Source organism: Streptomyces sp. NPDC046915 (genome assembly GCF_040644935.1).
In the GTDB taxonomy this organism is placed as follows: Bacteria; Actinomycetota; Actinomycetes; order Streptomycetales; family Streptomycetaceae; genus Streptomyces.
On record NZ_JBEYXB010000019.1, the window covers coordinates 112,964 to 131,796 of the forward strand.

Here is an 18,833-nt window from a genome sequence, read left to right on the forward strand (position 1 = left end):
CGACTACGCGGGGTCCCCGTCCCGTGGGCAACGGAAGGTGTCCGGTGGTGTGCCCCAGTTCGCGGGGTTCTGCCGGTCGGGGAGGATTCCGCAGCTGAGCAACGTGACGGCCGTACCGCTCGGTTGCAGGATCTCTCGGATGAACTCGGCTTTGTCGGGTGGGAACTTGTTCTGGCCGTCCAGCCGGAGTACGCCGGACGCTCCGGGATAGTCGGACACGCCGTGGGCGGTCAGCCAGAGATAGATGTCGTCGGACCTGACGTCGCCGTCGCGGGAGGCAGGGAGCAGGTTCTCGACGACCTTGGTGACGATGCCCACGGTGTCGAAGCCTCCGGCGGCGTCGGCGTCGGCGCCGCGGTCACCGAAGACGGTGGCGAAGTCGCGGGCGAACTGGGAGTAGGGGTCCCGGGGGTCCTGTGTGGGCGCGTTCGCGGTTTCGTAGAAGATCGTCATGTACGGGTACGCCTGCGCCGTGCCCACCGGATCGACCTGGAAGCCGATCGGGGCGCTCTCGGCGATCAGCGGGATCGTGGTGCCCTGCGGCGGCTGGCACTGGCCGCCGGCCCGCTGCATGGCGTTGAGGAGGCTCGGCAGGACTCCGGAACGGCCCAGGTAGACGATGACGCCGCGGACGGCCGTGACCTTGTCGCACACCTCGGTCGCGATGTCGTCCGGCGTTCTCGCCCCCGGCTTCTCGCTGAAGGTGAACTCGTCGATCTTTCCGTACCTGCGGTAGGCGTCGACGAACAGGTTCCGCAGATCCGTGCTGAAGTAGGTGTCGGTCGAGTCGTACACCACCACGGCGTGCGGCCTGCCGCTGGTGACGGTACGGATCGTCGGTGAGTGGCGGACGAAGTCGGCCAGGATCGACGCGACCCGTGCGTTGGGTGTGGTGATCTGGAAGTAGCGCTGCGGAGAGCCGGGGCCGACCATGTCGCTGCCGGTCACTCCGTTGGCGATCACCGGGATCCCGGCGTCGTCGAGCTCCCGGGCCGCCTCCAGGGACTCGGGCCGGCTCTGGGTGATGCCGATGACCGCGGCGATGTGGTCCTTGTCCCGGCGATCGGTGATCATCCGGGTGACGTCCGGGGTCCTGGTGCGTGAGCCGTACCGGAAGTACTGGCCGGTGTTGGCGATCAGCAGCCGGATCGGCATCTTGTTCTGCCGGTTCTCGCTGTTGAGTTGGTGCTGCTGGGCGATCGCTCCGCGCAGGATCTGGAGACCGATCGGCGGGTCGTCGTACACGCTGTCCTGGAGGCTCAGGGGCGCGAGGAACACGAGCGTGCGGAACCGCCCACCGGTGATCTTCGCGTTCTCCTTCGCGACCTGCTGTTCCAGCTCCCTGAGCTCCTTCCCGCGCTCTCCCGGGACCGCCAGGTCGCACTGGCTCCCGTCGGTCACGCCGACGCGCTCACCGGTCCGGACCGTGACGCAGGAGGACGGCGCCGCGTGCGGGCGCGGTGGATCCGACCAGAGGAAGTGCTGGGCCAGGAGGGCACCGGCGGTGGCCGTGGCCAGGAACGGCAGCGCGGCCGGGCGGAGCCAGTCGACGGACCTGTCCCGGCGGGCGGTGACGCCCGGGTGGGTGAGCACCCAGGTCTCCGCCGCGCGTTCCACGTCGTCGTCCTCGGCGGGCAGTGTGACGAGGCGTACGGGTTCGTCGCTGCCCTCGGTGAGGACGGTGAAGACCCTGTCGGCGATGCCGTTCGGCCGGGTCGGGTCGGCGTCGAGCGGAATGGCGTACTCCGGCGGCGGTCCCGCGCAGGCAGCCAGCACGAGCAGGGGCTGGGACGGCTGGTCGCGGGCGAGTTCCTCGAACGTTCCGAGCAGCGTGCGGCCGGGCCCGTTCACGTCGTGGATCTCGGGGATCATGACGACGACGGCCCACCGGCGCCGGGCCCACAGATGGCTCAGGGGAGACCTCCACCGGGTGGCCCGGCGCAGATCGGTGAGCAGCGCACGCAGCAGGATCCGGCGCACCCGCGGGTGGTCCCGGTCCAGTCGGCCGTCCCGGCAGAACGAGAGCGCGGCGTCCAGGAAACAGGCCGCGTCGAGTTCCTCGGCGACCCAGCGCAGGCCCCAGTGCCGCAGATGGAACCGGTAGCAGAACCGGGGGAAGCCGACGATCAACGCCGCCACGAAGCCCTGGAGCCAGCCGGTCAGGACGTGCTGCCCGAAGAGACCCGCGATCTTGTCGCCGGCGCCGAGTACGGCCCGCCGCCCCAGCAGCGCGGTGTGCAGTCCGTCGAGGATCGGCTGCTGCTGGGCCCGGACGTCCCCGGCACCGCTCTCCTGGTCCAGCACGGCCCGGCAGGTGTGGAAGTGCGGCAGCCTGAGGCGCCCCGAGGGCATGGTCAGCTGGAGCTGCCGCGCCACGCCGTCCATCGCCTCGACGAACCCGCCCCCGCGTACCGCCTCGTCGACGACGGCGTGCGGCACCTGGCTGTGCGGGTGCCCGTCCCCGTGCGCGAGCCGGCGTTTGTACTCCCGGACCAGCCGGCCCGCCGCCGCCACGTCCCCGCCGACCGGTCTGACCAGCACCAGGGCCGGCACCCTGCTCGCCTTGGACCTGCGGGCCACGAAGGCGTCGATCTGGCGTATCAGCCGATCCGACCACCTGGGATAGAGAGCCTCTGGCACGCGTCGCCTCCACGGAGAGATAAGGGCAGAGGCGTAACGTGCCAGAGCAGGCGACCGCAACATCCTGGTATTTCGACTAATGGCTCCTGATAGGTGATTCTTGCCGCTGTTGGATCGGATGGCGGCAGGACCTGCCCTCCTCAGGGGCCCTCCAGCCGGCGCAGGTCCTCCTCGTCCCACTTCCGGGTGTCGCGGGGCTCGGTGTAGGGCTCCTTGTCCGGGGGCAGGCCGCCGGTGATCGCCCGCTGCCGGACCGTCTCGGCGTCGAACTCCAGGCCGAGCAGGATGGCGAGGTTGCTGATCCACAGCCAGACGAGGAAGACGATGACCCCGGCCATGGTGCCGTAGGTCTTGTTGTACGAGCCGAAGTTCGCGACGTAGAACGCGAACCCGGCGGAGGCGATCATCCAGATCAGCAGGGCGAGGAAGCTGCCCGGGGTGACCAACCGGAAGCCCTTCACCTTGGCGTTCGGGGCCGCCCAGTACAGGATCGCGATCATGATGGTGACCAGGAGCACCAGGACGGGCCACTTGGCGATCGACCACACCGTCATCGCGGTGTCGCCGATCCCGAGGGCCGTGCCGGCCTGGCGGGCCAGCCCGCCGGTGAAGACCACGATCAGCGCACTGGCCACCGCGAGCAGCATCAGCACGACCGTCAGCCCGACGCGCACCGGAAGGATCTTCCACATCGGCCGGCCCTCGGGCATGTCGTAGACCCGGTTGGCCGTGCGGATGAACGCCCCGACGTACCCGGACGCCGACCAGACCGCCAGCAGGATGCCGACGACGGCCACGATCGAGCCGGTGCCGGAGTTGTTCTGAAGCTGCTCGACGGCCCGGGTGATGATGTCACGGGCCGACCCGGGAGTGAGCTGCCTGAGGTTGGCCAGCACCTTGTCGGTGACCGACCTGCCGGTGATCCCGAGCAGGGAGACGAGCACCAGCAGGGCGGGGAAGAGCGAGAGCACGCCGTAGTAGGTCAGCGCCGCGGCCCGGTCGGTCAGCTCGTCGTCCTGGAATTCCCGCAGGCTTGCCTTGAGCACCGCTTTCCACGCGTGCCCCGGCAGTTTCGTCGGCGCGTCCGGCGCCCGCCGCTCGACCTCGGGGCCGTGGGAATCCTGCCGCCCCGGAAGATGCAGCTTCATACTCACCGGGTACCCCGGCACGCCCCCGTCAGCGCGGTCGGGTCACCCGTTCTTGGCCCACTCCACCAGGGCGGCCTTGCTCGCGAAGCCGGCCACGTCCTTGTCCCGGGGTTCGCTGCTGTACTGGTGGAAACGCCACTTGGCCTTGATGCGGGGCTTGCCCGCGGTGACGTAGTCGGCGATCCACAGACCGTCACCGGTGTACGAGGTGATGTCCACGTTCAGCCAGTAGTTCCGGTTCGCGTACAGCACGACCCGGTTGTGCGGCCGCAGCTGCTTCAGCTTCCGGATGAAGCGGTCCTTGTCCGCGTTGCTCGCGTGCGTCCCCGAGCTGGTCGTCTCCCAGTCGACGGCGAGGATGTCGCCCGCCTTCTCGGGGGCGTGGCTGAGGAAGTACTCGGCCTGGGCGGTGAGATCACCGGGCCACAGGAAGTGGTAGAAGCCGACGACCAGCCCGGCGTCCCGGGCGTGCTTCGTCTGGGCGGAGAGCCTCGGGTTGACGTACGAACGGCCCTCCGTCGCCTTGATGAAGACGAAGGAGAGGCCGCTGGTGTCGTACGAGGAGGACTGGTACGCGCTCACGTCGATGCCGTGCAACATGGGGGGACTCCTGAAGTGCCAGTGGGGTGACACGAGTTGACTGGTGTATGCCCCACCCTGGCACGCCCGATCCGGCGCCGCCCCCGGAATTCCGGCATGTGCCCGGTCAACCCCGGGCAGTCACCGACCCGAGCACGGACGCCGACTTCGCCGACCAGTCCGAGGTGATGATGCTGGCGTGGTCCGCCGCCAGCAGGGACAGTCTGGCCGCGACCTCGGCGTCCGTCGGAGCGGTCGAGGAGATGGCCGGGGACACGCCGGCGGCGTCCGTCATGATCAGGATGTAGTGGTTCGTGGAGTAGAAGGACGTGGCGTAGCCGTTGTTGACGTACGACGCCGCGTCACCGTCGAAGAACACGAACCACGGCTGGATCGAGGCGTCGTAGCGGCTGGTGCGCGGGTCGCCGTTCGCCGCGCCGAGGACCGCGGGGAAGGCCTGGGCCGCGGAGATGTTCCCGGCCGCGTACAGGTCCCGCAGGTGGTCGCCGTACTCCTGGTCCGTCCAGTAGTGGTCGAAGGGGTTGGCCTGCTCGACCGTGCCGGGGATCAGCTCGAAGAGGAACTTGCCCTTCAGGGCGTCCCGGCTGGGCCAGGCGTTCGCCTTGGCCGCCGCGTCCAGTGTGGAGTACGAGGAGCCCAGGAGGTCGGAGGGCTTGTACACGCTGCTGCCCAGCTTCGAGGCGACGAGCGAGTCGAACTCGTCGGGGCCGAGGCCGGCGTTGTTGTTGAAGCCGACCTTCATCTCGACCTTGAAGACGATCGGCGCGTGGTCGGGGTGGAGCTGGTTCCAGGCGGCGATGTTGTCCAGGCAGCTGCCGAGGTCCTGGTTGCGCTGCTTGCTGTACAGGTCGCTCGGGGTGCTGGCGTATTCGCAGTTGTTGTCGTTGCCCAGCGGATTGCTGTGGCTGACCCGCCAGCGGTGGCTCAGGCTGTCGACGTAGACGTCGAGTTCGAGCAGCGAGGCTCCCGAGTCCAACGCCTGGGCGAAATAGGTGTACTTGGACTTGTCGTACGCGTTGTGCGTACCGATCGTCGTCGTCTCGGACACCTTCCCCGACGCCGCGTGGGCGTTGCCGGGTCCCATCAGCACCATCGCGGCCGCACCGAGCAGCGCCGCCAGCCGTCTGACCGTACGCACGTGAAGTCCCCTTCGTAGTCACGGAGTTGGCGGCAGCGTAGGGGCAACCGGTTACTGCGCGGTAGCCCCTGGAGGAACAGGAAGCACGCGGGTGCCGTGCGGTCGCCGGGCCCGAATTCGTCGGCCGGGGCAGGTTTCACAAGGATGCGGCGGGGCCACACTGATGCCGTTCCGGTGCACCGGTGTACGTCGACGGGAGGCGAGGCGCCGTGACGATCCGTCCCGCCCCCTTCTGGGAGGCCCTCGATCCGGGTGACCGGGCCGCGCTGCTGCGTGCGGCGACGCGGCTGCCCCTGCCGGCGGACCGGCAGTTCCTGACCCAGGGCGAGGACTCGGACCACCTGGTGGTCCTGCTGCACGGCTGGGTGAAGGTGGTCGCCCAGTCGCACGCCGGCTACCGCGCCCTGCTCGCGCTGCGCGGCCCCGGCGAACTCCTCGGCGAGCAGGCCGCGGTGGAGCGCGGGCGCCGCTCGGCCTCCCTGGTCACGGCCACCTCGGCCGACCTGCTGAACCTGCCCGCCACCCGCTTCCAGGTGCTCGCCCGGTCCCGTCCGGGCGTCGCCGCGGCCCTGGAGCAGACCCTCTCGCAGCGCCTGCGCGAGGCCGACCTCCAGCGCGCCGGCATCACCGAGCCGGTGCCGGCCCGGCTCGCCGTCCTCCTCCTGGACCTGGTCGAGCGCTGCGGCCACCCGGACCCCGACGGCACCGGCCACCGCATCGGCCTGGCCCTCTCCCAGGACGACCTGGCCGGACTGCTGCTGACCTCACGGCGGACGGTGAGCCGTGTCCTGGAGCAGTGGCGGTCCCAGGGCTGGATCATGACGGGACGTCAGGCGCTGCTGGTGCGGTCGGTGGACCAGCTGAAGCGGCAGGCGTTCGGCGGGTGAGCCCCGGCAGGGGATTGCTCAGCAGGTCGTGTAGCTCACCCCGTCCTTGGACGCCTGGTAGATCCGGTAGCCGTCCGACTCGGTCAGCTGGTAGGTGATCCTCCACTGGTCGCAGGTGTCGTCGGGGCTGCCCTTGGGTCCGTAGCCCGCGTCCTGGTGGCTGGTGAAGTTGAGCGTGGCCAGGGTGTACCGGCCGTCCGAGGACAGGTCACTGAGCACGAAGTCGCTGTCCTTGGTGGTGGACATGACCTCCTTCCACTTGCCGCGGCCGGCCGAGGAGCCGAGATCGACCACGCCGGTGCCGGGGTCGTAGTACTTCAGCGCCGTGTCGTAGCGGTGTTGGTTGATCGCGCCGAAGAAACGGGCGAACATCTCGGCCACGTCATCGGCGGCGTCGTCACCGGCGACCTGGGAGTAGTCGATGGTGGCCCCGGAGGCCACGGCCACGCCGGAGGGGGTGGTCCCGTCGCCGGAGTCCGGGGAGGCCAGGTCGGTCGCCGGGTCACCGCCGACGTACGTGTTCCCGCTGGGCGTCCCCGTGGCCGACGAGGACGAGGAGTCGCCCGAGGCCGCCGAATCCGCCACCTGTGTCGCCACGTAGCCGCCGGCCACCCCGATCAGCACCGCGGTGAGCAGCCCGCCGAACCACCGGCTGCCCGTCGAGGCGGTCTGCCGCGGGCGGGAAGGGGGGGCGAGGACGGGGGTCTGCGCGGTCTGGGTCGGCGGCTGCCACGGATTCGGATCCGGGGCGACGGCGGCCGGCGGCGGGATGCGCTTGACGCGGTCGTGTTCCAGTTCCAGCACGGGTATCCACTCGGCGAGCCTCGGCCGCCGCTGCGGGTCCTGGTTCTGGGCGCGCGCCGCGAGGTTCGCGAGCTGGGTGGAGACGGACCTGAGCGCGGTGAGGTCCCTGCTGTCCTGGCTGCGGTTGAAGACCCGCGCGGCCAGCAGCCCGAACTTGTAGGAGTCCGTGGCGACCGTGGCGGTGGCCTTCTCCCGGGCCGGCACCTCGTAGTCCGGGGTGTCCACCTGCGTCAGCACGTCCTTGCCCCGGTAGCGCATGGAGTCGCAGTCGATGAGCAGGCATCGGGCCTGCCCGCGCAGGGTGAACAGGACGTTCTTGGGTGACAGGTCGCCCACCGCCACACCGTGCCCGTGCAGCCGGTCGACGGTGCGGGCGAGATCGAGCAGCAGCTCCAGGCGCTGGGCGTCGTCGACGGGCAGCCCGATGTGGGCGCTGTAGGAGTCGTCGTTGAGCAGGAACTCCATCGCCTGCTGCTTGACCCCGTTCAGGACGGGGCTGTGCAGCTCGTGCTCCGGGCCCACGCGCCGCATGAGGAAGCCGGTCAGCGTGGTCCGCGGGTTCCGCGAGGGCCGCGGGTCGGTGGGCGTGTCGTCCCGGTACACCAGCACCGTCGGCCAGGTCAGGCGGTCGTCCAGGAAGGCGCGGGCGGCCGGGTCGAGGAGCTGGCGGAAGCAGACCATGTCGTACAGCACGTCGTCGTCGTACGGGACGTTCGGCAGGTACTCCTTGTAGACCAGGGACTGCCCGGGGAACTTCCCGTGCGGATCCGGCACCCCGTACACGATGCCCTGGCCGCCGCCGCCCAGCCGTTGCGAGGGATAGTCGCCCAGTTGCCCGGCGGGCGTCCAGGGCACCCTGACGTCGGTCATCGCACCGCTCCCGACGCCCCTCCGCGCGGCCACAGGGCCACCAGCGTGCGGTCGTCGTCGAAGGTCTCGCGGTAGAAGTCGAGCGTGTACGCGAAGGCCAGCGGCGGCAGCGGCCGGGACAGTTCCTGGACGCACAGCCGGGCCACGGCACCCCGTCCGTCACCGACGGGATCGCCGAAGCCGTCCGTGCCGACCAGCAGGACGCTGCCCGGGTCCAGGAGGTACTCGAACGGGCCGAGGTCGGCCGGCACGTACGGCATCGGCCGGACCGCCGAGGAGAGCAGCCCGTCCGCGCCGAAGGACTTCCCGCCCTTGAGCGGGTAGACCTCCTGGTTCTTGATCACCCAGACCCCGGAGTCGCCGACCGACACCAGGGTCACCCGCACCCCCTCCGGGGTGGGGGTGGCCGCCCCGGCGACCAGGGTGGTGGCCAGCAGCGCGGCGGTGTCGTCCACGCTCGGGTTGTCCGGCGTGTGCAGGATGCGGCGGGCCTGCTCGACCAGCTGCCAGTGGACCGTGCCGAGCAGCTTGTGCCAGTCGGTGACGAAGCCGCCGCTCGCCCGCACCTGGGCGAGCAGTTCGTCGACCGCGCTGCGGCAGGCCAGCTGGGAGCCGATGTGCGGCTCGCGCGCGTCGGACACGCCGTCGGCGACGGCGAACACGACGGCGCCGGTGAGTTCGTCCCAGGCCGCCGCCGCGTCGTCCTCGCGGGGCCGGCCCTCGGCCCGGTGGGCGTAGCCGCGCACCGAGGCCAGCCGCAGGTCCAGCTCACCCGTCGACCAGCCGTCGCAGACGGTGTCGGGGCGGTACGACAGCCCGCCGGTGGGCGGCCTGGGGTCGAAGGCGGGGACGGCGCCGTCCACGGAGATCGGCCGCCAGTCGTCGGCGAGCTCGCCCCGAGGAGGTGCGGGCGCGGTCACGGCCGCCGGTGTCCCGTCGGCCGGACCGGGTCCGGCGGGTTCCTTGCGATACAGGTCCGGAGCCGGGGCGGGCGGCGGGACCCGCCGCCGCTCCTTCGGGCCGTCCTCGGACCGGCGGTGCGGAAACAGGGCCACGTCAGATCACATCGATCGCGACGGTGAAGCCTTCCGGCTTGTCCACCATCAGTTCCGGGGACGGCGAACTCAGTGACCGCCCGGAGCGGATCACGCTCTGCGTGAGGGCCGTGCAGAACTTGGCGATGGCGCTGCCGACCTCGACGCCCTTGTTGACGATGAAGCCGAACTGCGGCTGGGTGGCGACCTGGTTGATGATCTGCGCGTCGGCGTCCTGGATTCCGCAGGCGATGATGTTCGGCGCGCCGAGGGTGGTGTTGCGGTCGGTGAGGCGGCGGTGCGCGTCCTGCCAGTCCTCGTTGTGGTTGGGCAGTCCGTCGCTGAAGAAGAACACGGCCGGCCGGTGCACCTGGTAGCCCTCGCGCTTGAGGGCGTTCACATCGCCCGGGATACGCACGATCAGGTCCTCGAAGGCGTTGCGGTAGCTGGTCATGCCGCGGGTGCGCAGCCGCGGGAACTCGTTGGCGCCGCGCAGGTCGACCAGGTGGACCCGCTCGACCACGTCGTCGGAGAAGCCGAGCACCGAGAAGCGCACCTTGGCGGCGGCCATCGGTTCGCCGAGCAGCGCCTGGTGCAGCGAGCGCAGACCGTCGTTGAGCTCGTCTATGTAATGGCTCATCGAGCCCGACTCGTCGGCGAGGACGTAGATGGGGAGCAAGTGCCCCCGGTTGCTTTCCATCATCGTCTTTCCGTTCTTGCGTGTTGGGGACTGCGTGGTTCGTGGGAACGGGCCGGGCGGGTCAGAACGCGTCCTCGGCCCGCCGGAAGCCGTCGGGCGGGCCGACCGCGAACTGGGGGTCGCCGGCCGCGATCCGGCGGGCGTAGCCGACGACGCTGTCGCGCAGGAAGGCGGCGCAGCTGTGCGCGGCGGACACGGCGTCCTGGTGGGGCGGCGCCATGAAGGCGAACTCGGGCCGGGTGGCCACGGCGCGGATCGCGAACGTGTCGGCGCGGCCCAGGCCCAGCGCGATGACGTGCGGGGCGGCGAGGTTGCCGGTGCTGTCGGTCAGCGTGCGGTGGGCGTCACGCCAGCCGCCGCCCTCCTCGGGCGCGCCGCCGGTGACGAAGTGGACGATGGGCCGCAGCACCTGCACGCCCTCGCCCTTGACCACGCCGACGTCCTGTCCGAGGACGGTCGTCAGCAGCTGGAAGGCGTGCCCGTACGACAGTCCCGGCCGCCCGGTGAGGATGGGGGTGCGGGTGCCGGGGGTGACCGTCTCGAGCTGGAGCCGGGGTTCGGTGGTGGCGGCCATGCCGAGGACGGACAGCCTGAGCGCGGTGGAGAGTTCCGGGGCGGTGGAGAGCGCGGAGTGCAGGTCGCTCAGGCCCCGGTTGAGCTCCTCCAGGCAGGTGCGGTCCAGGGACTCGTCGAGGACCAGGTAGATCAGGGCGGTGTAGGCGGGGGTGGCGGGCCGTCCGGCGTGGGGCGGGACGGGATCGCCGGTCAGGGTGGAGCCGGGGCCCGCGTCGTAGGGGGCGGCGGCGGCCGGGCCCGTGGGCGGGGTCTGCGTGGGGGTGTACGCCGGCGGGGCCTGGGTCTGCCCGGCGGGCCCGGCAGCGGATGCGGCGGCGGGTGCGGCGGACAGCTGGGCCGGCGGGGCGTCCCAGGGCCGGGCTCCGGTCAGCTGCGGGGTGGTGGCGGGCGGCAGCTGGGCCTCGCCGCCGGTGGCGCGGCCGACCGCGTCGGTCAGCAGCTGCCGCGTCGCGTCCAGGTCGCCGGCCTGCACGAGGTTCTTCTCCGCCATCAGCTGGAGCAGGCCGAGGGCGCGCTGGTTCTGGAGCTCCGTGGTGGCGAAACGGGCCTCCTCCAGTTTGCGCATCATCTCGAAGGCGCCGGCGGCGTCCTCCGGGTGCGTGATCAGGTAGTGCCGGATCAGGCCCTCGCTGGTGGTGAGGGTGCTCTGGAGCGCGTCCGCCTGCCGGGCGGTGGCGGCTATCTCCAGTTCCTGCCTCTTGGAGTCGAGCTGGCCCTGGCGCAGGACCTCACCCAGGTTGGGTACGTGCTCGGCCTGGCCGACGGTCTCGCGCCGGCCGGCCTCGATCAGGGTCTCCAGGTAGAGCTTGGACTTGTCGTCGGGCCGTACGGTCACCTGGCAGCCGTATACGATCAGGCCCTCCGCGAGGGTGACCTGCTGGGCGCACCTCTGGTTGAGGTGGTGCTGGAGGCCGAAGGAGTCCTCGATGGCGAAGCGCTGTCCGGCGCCGTGGAAGAGGCTGGTGAGGTAGTTGTGCACCAGGGGCAGCGGGTTGTCGATGCCGGAGCGGACCACTGCCTTGGCGCCGTCCCAGCTGTCGACGCGGAAGGCGAAGTCGACCTTCACCTCGAAGGCGTGCACGCCGTCGCGGGAGACCAGCGGGTTGCGGCCGAGGACGGCGCTGCGCTGCCGGGGGCGCAGATCGACCTCGTAGCGCATGCGGTACTTGGAGAACACCTGCTGCGAGGGGGTCATCGGACGGCCTTCAAAGCACTCCACCTCGCCGGACGCGGTGGCGTACACGACCGCGAGGTGCGGTTCGGTCGCCTTGGTGGGGCCGACACCCATACGGGGCACCGCCGTCCGGCTGACGATCAACGAGACCGGGTCGTTCACCGGTCACCTCCTGGCTGGGTGGGTCGAGCGGACGGCGCGGTCCGCAGGGCGGCGCCGAGGACGGCCGCCGAGCGGGGCAGGGGACGGAAGCGGTCGCGGTCGGTCCAGTGGGCGGCGTAGCGCTGGAGGAGCAGGCCGGCGCGCGGTGAGCGGGCGGCGACCTCGTCGACCAGGATGCGGACGAGGTCGGCCAGCAGCTCGGGGTCGGTCTCCGCCTGGGTGGCCCAGGCCTCCAGGACGGTCCCGGCCGGTTCGGAGTAGACCTCGCCGCTGATGGCCTCGGCCCACAGGTAGCCGATGAGGCGGCGCAGTTCGCCGCCGGGCGGGCTGTCGGCGGCCAGTCTGAGCAGGGTGGGGCGGCTGCGTCCGGGCAGGCCGCCGGCCGGGGGCTCGTCGGTGACCAGGGCGTTGGCGAGGATCAGGAAGGCGAGGTGTCCCGTGTGCCGGCTCTTGGGTTCGTGCGCCATCTCGGCGAGGGCGCGCAGCACCGCGGGGGCGTTGGCCCGGACGTCCTCCTCCATCAGGTCGGCGACGGCGTCCCCGATCGCGATGGCGATCTGGACGGAGTCGACGGTGCCGAGCCGGGTGAGGGCCTGGAGGGCGGTGGGCAGGTCGGCGCCGCCCAGGCACAGGCCGTAGGCGCGGGCGGCGGCGGCCTGGAACTGCCAGGGCCCGCCGAGGTACCAGCCTTCGACGAGGGCGCGTACCCCGGGCCGCAGGTCGGGGTCGCGGGCGCAGACGCGCAGGGCGTAGGCGATGGCCTCGCGGCGCTGTTCACCGCTTGCCTCGTCGCGGATCCAGCCGGGGAGGACCAGGGTGCTGACGGCGTCGAAGGACTCGGTGGCGATCAGGCCGAGCGCGGTCCCGGCGAAGCTGCGCACCTGCTGCGAGGGCTTGTCGACCAGCTCTGCCAGCCAGTCGAGGAGTTCGCCCTGGATGGTGTACTGCGCCCAGGCGTGCCGGATGATCCGCGCCGGGTAGTCGGGGTTGCGGTACTCGGCGACGGTGCACGGCAGCCAGCCGTTGTCGCCCCGGGTGACGGCGGTGACGGTGCGGGCGCGCAGCTTCTCGTCGAGCATCCGGCGGGACTGGCTGAAGGGGTCCTGGCGCAGTGGTACGGGGCCCTGCTCGACGCTGGCCCGCAGGACGCCCCGGTCGCTGCGGAAGCGGTCCAGGAGGGTGCTCGCCGCCATGGCGACGTACTCCTGGGGAAGTCCGCCGAGGACGGCGAGGGCGACGGCGTGGGTGCGCAGCCCGGTGTCGCCGAGCCCCTCGAACCACTCCTCGGGGCCCTCGCCGCCGGTCTGGTCCATCCGGGCGCGGACCCGCTCCGCGTCGATGAGGCCGGCGCCGTGCTCGTGCCCGATGACCTCGGCCAGCCGGGCGGCGTCGCGGCAGGCGGCGGCCACGTCGAGGAGTTCCTCGCACAGGTCCTGTACGCCCACCGCGGCGAGGGCCCGTTCGGCGTCGTCCTCGCCGAGCCGGTGCGTCAGATGGGCCAGCAGCACGTCGTGCAGGATGTCGGGGCGGCCTATGCGCTGGACGTACTCGCCGACGCCGTGGCCGAGTTCGGCCTCCGGGCCGGCGATCAGCACCAGGTGGGCCTCGGCCTGTGACAGCAGGTCCTCGAGGCCGGCCAGCTGGGAGCCGCGTAACTCGCCGAGGTCGACGGGCCGGTCGAGCAGCAGGCCCGCGCCGCGGCCGAGCTGCTTGAGTTCGGTCAGCCGGGTGAGTTCGGCGACCGAGTCCAGCAGGTAGAAGGCTTTGGCCTGGGCGGAGATCAGCAGTCGTACGGCCGCGGCGGTCTTGCCGGCACCGCCGGGGCCGCGCAGCACGACCGAGCGGCGCCGCCAGGCGTCGGCGACGACGTCGTCCCAGCGGGGCGGCGCCTGGAAGGTGCGCCGGACGGTGTCCACGTTGCCGGCGGCCAGGGCGCGCAGGACGACGCCGCGTTCCCCGTCGGCGTGGATGACGATCTTGTCGCCCTCGACGCGGTCGCCGCCGATGTGGGTCCAGGCGGTGCGCAGCAGCCCGGCGCGCAGGCTTCCCTGACCGGGGCGGGCGGTGGCCTGGCGGGCGGTGTCGCTGGTGCCGGCGGTGTTGTCGGCGGACGCGGGCTGCTGGGTGTCGCCCTGCTGGGCGCCGCCCGGCTGGGGGGTGCCGCCGTCGCCGCCGCCGGTGCCCGGACCGGGTGGGGGCGCCCCGCTGCCGCCGCCCGGCGGGGGCGCGCCCCCGCTCTGTGGCTGCGGGGCTCCCGTGCTCGCGGTGGGTGCGGTGGTCGTGGGCTGTGCGGTGGTGGGCGGGGGTGCGGAGGGGGTGCTCATGCGCCGTCCGCGGGGCCGGCGCGGTGCGGCGGGGCCGGGTGTCCGTAGTGGTACACGGTCTTGTCGCCGTTCACGTAGTCACCGTGGACGTAGGGCCCGTTCACGTAGGGCCCGTTGACGGCCGTCGCCCCGTCCCCCACGGCTATCTGGCTGTTCGTCACGCCGCTGATGTACGGCGCCGGCGGCGGGACCGGGCTCCCCGGTTCGGTCCCGCCGCCCGCCGCTCCCGCGCGGCCGCCCGTGCCGGGGGTGTCCCCGGGTCTGCTGTCACGTGGCGGCTCCCCCGAATCCGCGGGAAGTCCGGGCGGCGCCGGGTAGCCGGGTACGGTGACCCAGCCCCGGCGCGGCTCGCCGTGCTTGGTGACGAAGTCGGCGGGCAGGTAGGCCGCCGGGTCGATGCCCGGGTAGCCGCCCAGCACCACCTTCTGGTGGACGTCCTCCGAGACGACCACCACCAGGTGGGCCCGGCCGGCTCGGGCGAGCACCTGCTTGACGGGGCCCGCGTCCACGAGCCGGGCCAGGTCGTTGATGGCGTTGCCGGTCCACAGCTGCCCCTGCTGGATCACCAGCCCCTGGTTGAGTCCGACCCGCAGCCGCATCCGGTGGTCGTGGTTGTACTGGCCGCTGTGCGCCACCAGGGCGTCCTCCAGGCCGCGCACCAGCTCACGCAGCAGCCGGGTGGGGCTGGTGCCGACGGGGATCAGCAGCAGCATGCCGTCCCCGCGGTCCTGCCAGGGACACGTGTCCAGGTCCAGTCCGGCGCGGCGCAGCGCGAACGCGACCACCTGGTGCATGCTCTGGTGCAGTGTCGCCTGCGTGGTCTCCGGGCGCAGACTGAAGTCCTCGATGTCGAGGAGCACGATCCAGTGGGTGAGCGGATCGTCCGGAACCAGCATGTGCGACCTCCCGTGCCGGAGCAGGGCTCGCGTGCGCCCCGCGCATATCTGGATAGAACCTGCTGGCGGCAGTGTCTACGCCATTTGGCGCACAATGCCCTCTTGCCGATGTGTTCGCCAATGATTCCGACACAACGTCACACGGACGCGTACGATCTCGCACCGACAAAACGGAAACCGCCCGAACGGAAACTGTCGTTCCGTCATAATTCGTGCGCCGAGTGGTAGTTCACTGTCAATGGCAATGCGCAGACAGACGGTGGAGGGGGCCCGGGTGCGTCAGTTCCGCGTCCCGCCGCAACTGCTGCTGGGCTTCGTGCTCGGTCTGGTGATCGTGGTGTCCGCCCGTGCCTGCGGCGGCCCGGACGGTCCCGGAGGCACCCCGGCGGCGGCCTCGGCGGACGGCGGCTCGGCCGTGACGCGCGCGGGCGCCGCCCCGGCGGGCCTGCCCGCCCTGTGGCCCGCCCCGCGGAGGGTGCGCCGCGACACCGGTTCCGTGCGGATCGGCCGCGGCGTGGCGGTGCGCTCCGACGCCGGCACCGACACCGCCACGCTGGACGCCGTCACCCGGGCGCTGCGCGCGGGCGGAGCCCGGGAGGTCCGCCTCGGGGACGCGCCCAGGTCCGGGGAGCTGCTGGTCACGGTGGCGACGGGCGGTACGCCGAAGGAGCTGTCGGCGCTGGGGGCGGACGGGCCCGGTGAGCTGACCGCCGGCGGGTACGTCCTCGCCGTCGGCACCGACCACGGCCGGCCCCGCGCCGTCCTCGCCGGGGCGGACGCGGCCGGCGCCTTCCACGCCGCCCAGACCCTCGCCCAGCTGGTCCGCCCGGTCGGCTCGGCGGCGGCCCGCACCGAGCTGCCCGCCCTGCGCGTCCGCGACTGGCCCGCCACCCCGGCCCGCGGGATCGTCGAGGGCTTCTACGGCAAGCCCTGGTCCCAGCGCGAGCGTCTGGAGCAGCTGGACTTCGCCGCCCGCTTCAAGCTCGACACCTACGTGTACGGCCCCAAGGACGATCCCTACCTGCGCGCCCGCTGGCGCGAGCGCTACCCCGAGACGCGGCTGGCCGGGCTGCGCACCCTGGCCCGGCGGGCGGAGGCCGACCACGTCTCCTTCGTGTACGCCCTCTCCCCCGGCCAGTCGGTCTGCTACTCCTCCGCCGCGGACACCGCCGCGCTGGTCGGCAAGTTCCGGCAGCTGTGGGACGCGGGGGTGCGTGCCTTCGCCGTGCCGCTGGACGACATCGACATCGACCGCTGGAACTGCGCGCGCGACGCGACCGTGTACGGCAGCGGGCGGGGCGCGGTCGGGCGGGCGCAGGCGGATCTGCTGAACCGGGTCCGGCGCGAGTTCCTCGACGCCCGTCCGGGCCCCGCCCCGCTGCTCACGGTGCCCACCGAGTACGACGGGTCGGCCGCCAGTCCGTACAAGTCCGCGCTGGCGGACCGGCTGGACCGGGGCGTCTCGGTGATGTGGACCGGGCCGCTGATCGTCTCGCCGAGCATCCGCGCCGACCAGGCCCGCGAGGCCGGGCAGCGGTACGGGCACGCGGTGCTGGTGTGGGACAACTACCCGGTCAACGACTACACCGCGCAGCACCTGCTGCTGGGCCCGTACACCGGTCGTGACGAGGGCCTGCCCGGCGCGGTCGCGGGCCTCCTGGCCAACCCGATGCCCCAGGCCGCCGCCTCCGACCCGGCGCTGTTCTCGATGGCCGCGTACGCCTGGAACCCCACCGGGTACCGGCCCGCCGACGCGCTCGACGCGGGCCTGGCGGTGCTGGCCGGCGGGGACGGGCGGGCCCTCACGGCGCTGCGCGCCTTCGCCGACGTCAACCGGGCCTCACGACTGGACTCCGGGCAGGCACCGCAGCTGGCGGCGCTGACGGCGGCGTACTGGCGGGGCGGCGGGAAGGCCGAGCGGGCCCTGCGCGAGCGGCTCAGCGTCCTCGCCTCGGCCCCGGACGCGGTCCCGGCCGCGCTGCGCGCTCCGGCCGCCCCCTGGCTGGCCTCCGCCAGGGACTGGGCCCGGTCCGCCCTCGCCGCGCTGGACGTCCGCGGCGGCAAGGGGTCCCGGGCCCGGGTGCTGTCCCTGCGGACGGCGGCCCGCTCCCACACGATCGTGGACTGGCAGGGCCGGACCCGTCCGGTGGAGGTGGGAACCGGAGTGCTGGACGCGTTCGTGGCCCGGGTGGTGGGCCAGTAGAACCCGGCCGAGACCGCGGAGCCCTACCCCCGGAAGTCCGCCGGGCGCTCCTCGGACGCCTCCGCCAGGGCCTTCCGCACGCCGTCCACGCCCGCCCGCAGGCCGTACACCGGGGTGCCGGGCTGCTGGCGCCAGGACTCGTCGAGGCCGCCCGTGTCGACCGTGTCGAAGCCGAGTTCGTCGATCAGCGCGCGGACCTTCGCCTTGGCCGCCGCGTCGTCGCCGGCCACCGGCAGGGCCATGCGGTCGGGGTCGCCGGCCGGGCGCGGGCGGTCGAGGATGTCCTGGGCGTAGGTGCCGTTGAAGGCCTTGATCACGGGGTGCTCGATCTGGCGTTCCAGCGGCTCTCGGTGAGGCCGTCGTCCTCGATCCCGGCGATACGGCCGTCCCGCTCCCGCGGGTAGTAGTTGCCGGTGTCGATCACGGCCACGCCCTCGGCCGCCCCGTCGAGCAGGCCCTTCGGCAGGGCCGGGACCGCCTTCAGGGGGACCGTGACGACCACGACCTGCGCGCCGTGTGCCGCCTCCTCGGCCGGTACGGGGGTCGCGCCCGTCTCCTCGGCCAGTTCGGTGAGCGTGTGCGGACCGCGCGAGTTGGCGACGGAGACGTCGTGGCCGAGGGCGGTGAGCCGCCGGGTGAGGTTGCCGCCGATGTTGCCCGCGCCGATGATGCCGATCTTCATGACAGACCCTTCCGGGTTGATGCACGCGCATGCGCTTGTCGTGCGGCGACAACCCCGGGGGTGCGTGGGCTATTCCACGGGTTACGCCAACCGTGGGATCGGCGGCGCCGGGGCACCGGCCGGCCCGTCAGTGCGCGAACGGGTCCTCCAGTTCCGCGTGGAGCACCCGCGCGGCCGTGTCCGCGTCGCCGTCCGCCACGGCCCTGAGCAGGGCTTCGTGGGCGTCGTCGCCGGTGTTCGGGTCCTCGGCGCGGACGCCGGTCAGGGCCAGGAGGTCCACCAGGCCCGCGCGCAGGACGGGGGTGAACTCGGTGAACAGGTCGGTGAGGACGGGGTTGTGGGCGGCGGCGACCACGGCCGCGTGGAAGGCGATGTCGGCGTCGACGAAGGCCGTGTCGTCCGCCGCGGCGGCGGCGCGGCGGCCCGCCAGCGCCGCCTCGATCGCGGTGACGTCCTGCGGGGTGCGGCGGCGCGCGGCCAGCCGGGCGGCCTGCACCTCGACCGCCGTCCGGACCTCGTAGACGTCGCTCACCTGGGCCCGGCGCAGCCTGGTGGGCCAGTCCTCGGCGGGTTCGGTCGCGATGACGAAGACCCCGGCGCCGTGCCGGGCCCGCACCAGTCCCGCCCCGGCCAGTGCGCGCAGCGCCTCGCGGACGGTGGAGCGGCCGACGCCGAGTTCCTTCGCGAGGGTGGTCTCGCCGGGCAGCCGGGTGCCGACCGGCCAGTGGCCGCCGGTGATCTGCGCGCGCAGCCGCTGGGCCGCCTGTTCGACCAACGGGCTGGGGCGGACGGGACCTAGCGTCATCGGCGATGCACCAACTTGTCCGATCGGTGGGAGGGTCGCGAGCGGATTCGCACTTGTCTGAGGAGCTGAGGAGTCGCTAGCGTACCCGGCATGACGCTTCGCGGTCTCCTTCTCCTCGGCTGCCGCGGCGGGGCCTGACGCGACCGGCACCCCGCCGCGGGTCGCCGTGCTGCCGGTCACCGTCCGACCG

At 72.5% G+C, this 18,833-nt stretch carries 13 protein-coding genes and 1 pseudogene; 2 read left to right on the forward strand and 12 right to left on the reverse strand.

The genetic code is table 11. The annotated features are described in order from the left end of the window. Positions 1–3: 3 nt before the first annotated feature. The 4 genes from ABZ915_RS37325 to ABZ915_RS37340 all read right to left on the reverse strand — a co-directional run bounded on the left by ABZ915_RS37325 (position 4) and on the right by ABZ915_RS37340 (position 5,526). Complete coding sequence (locus ABZ915_RS37325) at positions 4–2,640, reverse strand: ABC transporter substrate-binding protein (protein WP_361812704.1); 2,637 nt, start codon at positions 2,638–2,640, stop codon at positions 4–6. A gap of 140 nt (positions 2,641–2,780) precedes the next feature. Then, positions 2,781–3,788, reverse strand: coding sequence for a YihY/virulence factor BrkB family protein (locus ABZ915_RS37330; protein WP_361812706.1), 1,008 nt, complete (start codon positions 3,786–3,788; stop codon positions 2,781–2,783). A gap of 42 nt (positions 3,789–3,830) precedes the next feature. Next, the gene (locus ABZ915_RS37335) at positions 3,831–4,388 is read right to left on the reverse strand and encodes a glycoside hydrolase family 25 protein (protein WP_361812708.1); all 558 of its coding nucleotides are present in this window, start codon (positions 4,386–4,388) and stop codon (positions 3,831–3,833) included. Positions 4,389–4,494: 106 nt separating this feature from the next. Continuing rightward, positions 4,495–5,526 carry a phosphatidylinositol-specific phospholipase C domain-containing protein gene (locus ABZ915_RS37340; protein ID WP_361812710.1) on the reverse strand — a complete coding sequence of 344 codons (1,032 nt, stop codon included), beginning with the start codon at positions 5,524–5,526 and terminating at the stop codon, positions 4,495–4,497. Between the two features lie 209 nt (positions 5,527–5,735). On the opposite strand from ABZ915_RS37340, the gene ABZ915_RS37345 reads away from it, so the two are divergent. Further along, the gene (locus ABZ915_RS37345) at positions 5,736–6,413 is read left to right on the forward strand and encodes a Crp/Fnr family transcriptional regulator (RefSeq protein ID WP_361812712.1); all 678 of its coding nucleotides are present in this window, start codon (positions 5,736–5,738) and stop codon (positions 6,411–6,413) included. 18 nt (positions 6,414–6,431) lie between these two features. Here ABZ915_RS37345 and ABZ915_RS37350 read toward each other — a convergent pair whose 3' ends face one another. From ABZ915_RS37350 to ABZ915_RS37375, 6 genes are read right to left on the reverse strand one after another with little or no spacing between them, the layout of a single operon-like run. Next, positions 6,432–8,087, reverse strand: a complete 1,656-nt coding sequence (locus ABZ915_RS37350; RefSeq protein WP_361812714.1) for a lipopolysaccharide kinase InaA family protein — start codon at positions 8,085–8,087, stop codon at positions 6,432–6,434. Beyond that, a complete protein-coding gene (locus ABZ915_RS37355; protein WP_361812716.1) occupies positions 8,084–9,142 on the reverse strand; it encodes a protein phosphatase 2C domain-containing protein in 1,059 nt (352 codons plus the stop codon). The genes ABZ915_RS37350 and ABZ915_RS37355 overlap by 4 nt, the downstream gene beginning before the upstream one ends. Position 9,143: 1 nt before the next feature. Continuing rightward, positions 9,144–9,824 (reverse strand): hypothetical protein, encoded by a 681-nt coding sequence (locus ABZ915_RS37360; protein WP_361812718.1) that lies wholly within the window; start codon positions 9,822–9,824, stop codon positions 9,144–9,146. Positions 9,825–9,882: 58 nt separating this feature from the next. After that, positions 9,883–11,733 carry a hypothetical protein gene (locus tag ABZ915_RS37365; RefSeq protein ID WP_361812720.1) on the reverse strand — a complete coding sequence of 617 codons (1,851 nt, stop codon included), beginning with the start codon at positions 11,731–11,733 and terminating at the stop codon, positions 9,883–9,885. Beyond that, positions 11,730–14,057 (reverse strand): hypothetical protein, encoded by a 2,328-nt coding sequence (locus ABZ915_RS37370; protein ID WP_361812722.1) that lies wholly within the window; start codon positions 14,055–14,057, stop codon positions 11,730–11,732. Before ABZ915_RS37370 ends, ABZ915_RS37365 begins: the two co-directional genes overlap by 4 nt. Next, positions 14,054–14,953, reverse strand: coding sequence for a hypothetical protein (locus ABZ915_RS37375; protein WP_361812724.1), 900 nt, complete (start codon positions 14,951–14,953; stop codon positions 14,054–14,056). Before ABZ915_RS37375 ends, ABZ915_RS37370 begins: the two co-directional genes overlap by 4 nt. 244 nt (positions 14,954–15,197) lie before the next feature. On the opposite strand from ABZ915_RS37375, the gene ABZ915_RS37380 reads away from it, so the two are divergent. Then, entirely contained in the window at positions 15,198–17,156 is a 1,959-nt protein-coding gene (locus ABZ915_RS37380) for a beta-N-acetylglucosaminidase domain-containing protein (protein ID WP_361812726.1), read from the forward strand. A gap of 23 nt (positions 17,157–17,179) precedes the next feature. Here the strand turns inward: ABZ915_RS37380 and ABZ915_RS37385 are convergent. After that, a pseudogene (locus ABZ915_RS37385) lies at positions 17,180–17,838 on the reverse strand (NAD(P)-binding domain-containing protein). A 127-nt stretch (positions 17,839–17,965) separates the two neighbouring features. Next, entirely contained in the window at positions 17,966–18,643 is a 678-nt protein-coding gene (locus tag ABZ915_RS37390; RefSeq protein WP_361812728.1) for an FCD domain-containing protein, read from the reverse strand. Positions 18,644–18,833 lie beyond the last annotated feature (190 nt).

Coding starts and splice junctions, on each gene's coding strand:
- ABZ915_RS37330 (WP_361812706.1), bottom strand. CDS start 3,788: ATGAAGCTGCATCTTCCGGGGCGGCAGGATTCCCACGGCCCCGAGGTC.
- ABZ915_RS37335 (WP_361812708.1), bottom strand. CDS start 4,388: ATGTTGCACGGCATCGACGTGAGCGCGTACCAGTCCTCCTCGTACGAC.
- ABZ915_RS37350 (WP_361812714.1), bottom strand. CDS start 8,087: ATGACCGACGTCAGGGTGCCCTGGACGCCCGCCGGGCAACTGGGCGAC.
- ABZ915_RS37360 (WP_361812718.1), bottom strand. CDS start 9,824: ATGATGGAAAGCAACCGGGGGCACTTGCTCCCCATCTACGTCCTCGCC.
- ABZ915_RS37370 (WP_361812722.1), bottom strand. CDS start 14,057: ATGAGCACCCCCTCCGCACCCCCGCCCACCACCGCACAGCCCACGACC.
- ABZ915_RS37375 (WP_361812724.1), bottom strand. CDS start 14,953: ATGCTGGTTCCGGACGATCCGCTCACCCACTGGATCGTGCTCCTCGAC.
- ABZ915_RS37380 (WP_361812726.1), top strand. CDS start 15,198: ATGCGCAGACAGACGGTGGAGGGGGCCCGGGTGCGTCAGTTCCGCGTC.
- ABZ915_RS37390 (WP_361812728.1), bottom strand. CDS start 18,643: ATGACGCTAGGTCCCGTCCGCCCCAGCCCGTTGGTCGAACAGGCGGCC.